The 5244-nt window shown below is 69.0% G+C and carries 7 protein-coding genes; 3 read left to right on the top strand and 4 right to left on the bottom strand.

The window, feature by feature from the left end; all coding sequences use genetic code 11:
- The first annotated feature begins 62 nt into the window (after positions 1–62).
- A complete protein-coding gene (locus tag GXZ33_RS05725; RefSeq protein WP_291339905.1) occupies positions 63–638 on the top strand; it encodes a transglutaminase domain-containing protein in 576 nt (191 codons plus the stop codon).
- A gap of 4 nt (positions 639–642) precedes the next feature.
- Here GXZ33_RS05725 and hisS read toward each other — a convergent pair whose 3' ends face one another.
- The 4 genes from hisS to tpx all read right to left on the bottom strand — a co-directional run bounded on the left by hisS (position 643) and on the right by tpx (position 3767).
- On the bottom strand, positions 643–1926 hold the full coding sequence (hisS, locus tag GXZ33_RS05720) for a histidine--tRNA ligase (RefSeq protein ID WP_291339904.1): 1284 nt from the start codon (positions 1924–1926) through the stop codon (positions 643–645).
- Positions 1927–1941: 15 nt separating this feature from the next.
- Entirely contained in the window at positions 1942–2580 is a 639-nt protein-coding gene (locus tag GXZ33_RS05715; RefSeq protein WP_291339903.1) for an MBL fold metallo-hydrolase, read from the bottom strand.
- Between the two features lie 10 nt (positions 2581–2590).
- Complete coding sequence (locus GXZ33_RS05710) at positions 2591–3199, bottom strand: hypothetical protein (RefSeq protein WP_040085959.1); 609 nt, start codon at positions 3197–3199, stop codon at positions 2591–2593.
- Between the two features lie 70 nt (positions 3200–3269).
- The gene (tpx, locus tag GXZ33_RS05705; protein WP_291339902.1) at positions 3270–3767 is read right to left on the bottom strand and encodes a thiol peroxidase; all 498 of its coding nucleotides are present in this window, start codon (positions 3765–3767) and stop codon (positions 3270–3272) included.
- Positions 3768–3867: 100 nt separating this feature from the next.
- Here tpx and GXZ33_RS05700 point away from each other — a divergent pair, with 100 nt between their 5' ends.
- Together GXZ33_RS05700 and GXZ33_RS05695 are read left to right on the top strand one after the other, a co-directional pair.
- On the top strand, positions 3868–4710 hold the full coding sequence (locus GXZ33_RS05700) for a peptidylprolyl isomerase (protein WP_291339901.1): 843 nt from the start codon (positions 3868–3870) through the stop codon (positions 4708–4710).
- 150 nt (positions 4711–4860) lie between these two features.
- On the top strand, positions 4861–5145 hold the full coding sequence (locus tag GXZ33_RS05695; protein ID WP_291339900.1) for a hypothetical protein: 285 nt from the start codon (positions 4861–4863) through the stop codon (positions 5143–5145).
- The last annotated feature ends 99 nt before the right edge of the window (positions 5146–5244 follow it).

Genomic DNA, 5244 nt, shown 5'->3' with positions numbered 1-5244 from the left:
GTGGGTCCGATGGCGGGCCGCCGTCGGCATGCTCATCACCGGCTGTCAGATATCATGCGGCCATGCATCTCGACCCGGAATTCCTCGCCCCCACCACCGTCATCGACGCCGACCACCCCGACATCATCGCCCTCGCGCAGGCACTGACCGGCACCTACCCGCCCGAGACGGTGCGCACCATCTTCGAGTACGTCCGGGACCGCATCACCCACCCGGCGGACACCGGCGGCACCGCCGTCGCCGTGAGCGCCTCCGAGACGCTGCAGTCCGGTGAGGGCGTCTGCCACGCCCAGGCCGCGCTGCTCGCCGCCCTCTACCGGGCGGCCGGCATCCCCGCGGCGCTGCGCTACCAGCAGGTGGAGTCGGAGACGGGGCAGTCGGTGCTGCACGGCATCGCCACGGTGTGGGCCCCGGACATCTCCGAGACCGGCGGCTTCCTCCTCGTCGACCCCCGCTACCCGGAGAGCGACGCCCGCCACTCCGGCCACGACTGGCAGACCCGCAGCCTGCAGCCGCCCTTCGAGCGCAACCTGCCGATGATCCACACCGACATGCTGCCGGTGGTGGTCAACGCCCTGCGCGGGGCGAGCGACGCGCAGTCACTGCTCCGCGACGGTCTGCCGGGCACCCTCAACTGACGGTTCAGGCCAGCGCGGCACGCAGCTGGCCGACGACGGCGTCGAGGGCGACGTCGTTCTGCGTGTGGGCGGCCAGGTCCTTGACGGCGACGGTGCCCTGCTCGAGCTCCCGGTCGCCGAGGACCAGCGCCACCTGCGCGCCGGCGCGGTCGGCGCCCTTCATCGCGCCCTTGAGTCCGCGGTCGCCGTAGGCCATGTCGGCGGACAGACCCGCGGCACGCAGGTCGTTGATGAGCAGCGCCATCGCCTTCTTGGCGGCCGCCCCCATGGCGACGCCGTACACGTCGACGCGGCGCTCCACGCCGTCGAGGGTCACGCCCTCGGCCTCCAGTGCCAGGACGGTGCGGTCCACGCCGAGGCCGTAGCCGATGCCGGAGAGGTCCTGGCCGCCGAGCTGGGCCATGAGGCCGTCGTAACGTCCGCCGCCGCCGATGCCCGACTGGGCGCCGAGACCGTCGTGGACGAACTCGAAGCAGGTCTTGGTGTAGTAGTCGAGACCACGGACCATGCGGGGGTTGATGACGTAGGGGACGGACATGTCGTCGAGAAGCCCCGTGACGGTCTCGAAGTGCTCGCGCGCCTCGGAGGAGAGGTGGTCGAGCATGAGCGGAGCGTCGGCGGTCATCTCCTGGACCTCGGGGCGCTTGTCGTCGAGGACGCGCAGCGGGTTGATCTCCGCGCGGGCGCGGGTCTCCTCGTCGAGCGGCAGACCGAAGAGGAACTGCTGCAGCTTCTCGCGGTAGGCCGGGCGGCAGGTGTTGTCGCCGAGGCTGGTGAGCTCGAGGCGGAAGTCCTTCAGCCCCAGGGAACGGTAGGAACGGTCGGCCAGGGCGACGATCTCGGCGTCGAGCGCCGGGTCGTCGACACCGATGGCCTCCACGCCCACCTGCTGCAGCTGGCGGTAACGGCCGGCCTGCGGGCGCTCATAACGGAAGAAGGGGCCGGCGTAGTTGAGCTTCACGGGCAGCTGACCGCGGTCGAGGTTGTGCTCGATGACCGCACGCATGACACCGGCGGTGCCCTCCGGGCGGAGGGTGACGGAACGGCCGCCGCGGTCGGCGAAGGTGTACATCTCCTTGCTCACCACGTCGGTGGACTCACCGACGCCGCGGGCGAACAGGGTGGTGTCCTCGAAGACGGGGAGCTCGATGTGCTGGAAGCCGGCGAGATGCGCCTGGTGGATGAAGGTGTCACGCACCTTGAGGAACACCGGGGAGACCGGCGGGATGTAGTCCGGGACACCCTTGGGTGCGGACAGGGCGGCAAACTTCTGCTTCTTCTCAGTCACAGCAACACACCTTACCTAGCGGCCCAGCATGCGCAGGAATGGGTTGGTCTGCCGTTCGGCCCGCATGGTGGTCGGATCGCCGTGGCCGGGGAACAGCTGGAGGTGGTCCGGCAGGTCCCACACCGGCCCCCGGAGAGAGGCGTCCATGTCCTGCGGGGAGGAGGAGTCGAAGTCGGTGCGCCCGATCGAGCCCTTGAACAGGACGTCGCCGGTGAAGCAGAAGTCCTCGTGGACGAGCAGCATGCAGCCCGGGGAATGACCCGGGGCGTGGACGGCACGGAGCTCGACGCCGGCGAGGGTGACGGTGTCCCCGTCGTTGAGGTCGCGCAGGTCCTCGATGGGCACCATCTTCTTCACGTCGAAGAGCACCCGCGACTGCGGCAGGATGCCCTCCTCGTGGAGCATGAACTGGTCCGCCGGGTGGAGATAGACCGGCACGCCGTAACGCCTGGCCAGGTCGCCGGCCTCACGGATGTGGTCGATGTGGCCGTGGGTGCACACGATCTCACTGAGTTCCGCGCCGGTCTTCTCGAGCAGGGCGGTCACCTGGCGGGCGGCGTGCATGCCGGGGTCGACGACACCGGCCTTCCCGTCGTTGACGATGACGAAGGTGTTGGTCTGATAGGGGCCGGCGGCGAATCCGTGGAGCTGCATGCCAGGCAGTCTAGCCCGCGGGCTGGTACTCGTGAACCTCGTAGGTCACCTCGACCTGCGGAACCTCCCCACCCGCCTCGAGGGTGAGGTAGGGCAGGTGGCAGTCGTCGAGAAGCATCCACCCGGCGGCGGCCTCCGCCTCATGGGTGGTCACCCCGGTGGCGTCCACGAGGGAGGCCTGCAGGGGCGACTGCTTGTCGACGCCCGCGAACTCCACCAGGTACACCCCGTCACCGCAGCCCGGCTGCCCGGCCGGGAACCAGTTGCCGGCGGGGCCGAGGATGATCTGCGGCAGTCCCCCGCGCCACACGGTGAACTCCCCCTCCCAGCTGCGGACATGCTCGACCCCACCCCAGGAGTCCGTGGCCGCCGGTGCCGGGCCGGCGGTGACGCGGTTGAGCCGTGCGTCGGCCAGCGGATCCGGGGTCTCCTCGACCGTCGTGTCCGCCGTCCCAGCCGCCTCGGCGGTGGCCGTCGGAGTCTCGGCGGCCCGGGCCACGAGGTCCTGCCCGTCGTCCGGACCACGCACCCCCAGCACCACGGCGGCGACGATACCGCCGATGATGAGGACGATCGCGGTGAGGATCGCAACGAGACTGTTTCTCTCCGAACGGGTCATGCAGATCATCATGACAGACAGCAGGAAGCCCCGGCCAACCGCTACGGGTGACCGGGGCTCGGACGGGGGTCTAGGAGAGGGCGTTGACCGCGGCGTCGTAGTCCGGCTCGTCGGTGATCTCGTCGACGAGCTGGGTGTAGACGACCTTGCCGTTCTCGTCCGCGACGATGACGGCGCGGGCCAGCAGGCCCTGCAGCGGGGAGCCCTGCAGGGTCAGGCCGTAATCCTCACCGAAGGAGGAACGGAAGGCGGAACCGGTGGTGACGTTCTCGATGCCCTCGGCGGAGCAGAAACGGCCGTGGGCGAAGGGCAGGTCCTGGGAGACGCCGAGGACGACGGTGTTGTCCAGGGAGGTCGCACGCTCGTTGAACTCGCGGACGGACTTGGCGCACACGCCGGTGTCCAGGGACGGGAAGATGTTGAGGACGACGCGCTTACCGGAGAAGTCCGCCGGGGTCAGCTCGCCGAGGTCGGTGCCGACGAGGGTGAAGTCCGGCAGCTGGTCGCCGACGGCCGGCAGCTCGCCTGCGGTGGTGGTGGATTCGTTCTTGAAGGTTACGTTTGCCATGCCCCCACAATAGAGATGTCCACCACACCGTGCCACGGTCACACCGCGCCGGTTAGACTGACTGACCGTACATGTCCGACAACGTCAGGAAGAGTCACCGGTGACCGACAACAGGAAACGCGGCGAGGACGCCCTCGCCCAGCTTGACCGCGAACTGAAATCCCGCGACCGCGCCGAGAAGTCCCGCCCGCTCAAGATCGGTCTGGCCGCCGCCGTCGTGATCCTCGCGATCGTCGGAGGCATCTGGTTCCTCGCCACCCGGGACACCGGCGAGGAGGTCACCGCCTCCGAGGAGACCACCACCACGGAGACCCCGACCATGGAGCCGCTGGCCATGACCCGCGCCACCGCCCTCCCGGAGACCGTCACCTGCGAGTACCCCGAGGCCGGCGAGCCCGCCCGCGAGATCTCCGCCCCGGGCACCGAGAACATCCCCACCACCGGCACCGTCAACGTCACCCTCACCACCGGCCAGGGCCCGATCGGCATGGAGCTCGACCGCTCCGTCGCCCCGTGCACCGTCAACGCCATCGAGCACTTCGCGGCCGAGGGCTACTACGACGACACCGTCTGCCACCGCCTGACCACCTCCGGCATCCACGTCCTGCAGTGCGGTGACCCGTCCGGCACGGGTGCCGGCGGCCCGGGCTTCCAGTTCGCCAACGAGTACCCGACCGACGAACTCGACGGTCCGGCCACCTCCGCGGTGATCTACCCGCGCGGCTCCATCGCGATGGCCAATGCCGGCGCCGACACCAACGGCTCCCAGTTCTTCCTCAACTACCAGGATTCCCCCCTGGCCCCCGACTACACCTACTTCGGTCAGATCTCCGAGGAGGGCCTGGCCACCCTCGACAAGATCGCCGAGGCCGGTGTCCAGGGCGGTGCCGCCGACGGCGCACCGGCCGAGGAGGTCCGCATCGAGACCGCAGCCCTCGGATAACCGCTTTCCGACGCCCCTCTTTACCTGTCCATGAGCAGGTAAAGAGGGGTTTGCCGTTGTCCGGCAACCTGTTGCATGAGCGTACTCAGAGCGTTATGGTTGGACCTGTTCATTTCATTTCTTCCGTACGTACAAGGAACTGGTATCCCCATGAAGCTCTTCTCCCGCAAGGCTGTCGCCGCCGTGGCCACCACCGTCGCCCTGACCACCGCCGGCCTGTCCGCACCGGCTTTCGCGCAGGACTCCCCGGAGGTCGAGACCGTCACCGTCGCTCCGGAGGGCTCCGCTGACTTCCTCGGTTCCTCCAGCAACGACCAGGACGAGGACAGCCTCTCCAGCAACCCGAAGGAGATCCGCGAGTGGGTCGCCGTCTTCACCGCGATCATCGGCGCCCTGTCCACCGCCTTCGTCTTCATCGATCGTCTGGGCCGCTAAGCTTCGCCTTCTGAAGAACCAGTTCACCGGGCCGTCCTCCCCTGCGGGAGGGCGGCCCGGTGACGATTCAGCGCTTCCCCGAATATGGAACGGCCGGGC

This window comes from Corynebacterium sp. (assembly GCF_012838985.1).
In the GTDB taxonomy this organism is placed as follows: domain Bacteria; phylum Actinomycetota; class Actinomycetes; order Mycobacteriales; family Mycobacteriaceae; genus Corynebacterium.
The sequence above is the reverse complement of the archived record's forward strand: the minus strand, read 5'-3'. Positions and strand labels throughout refer to the sequence as shown.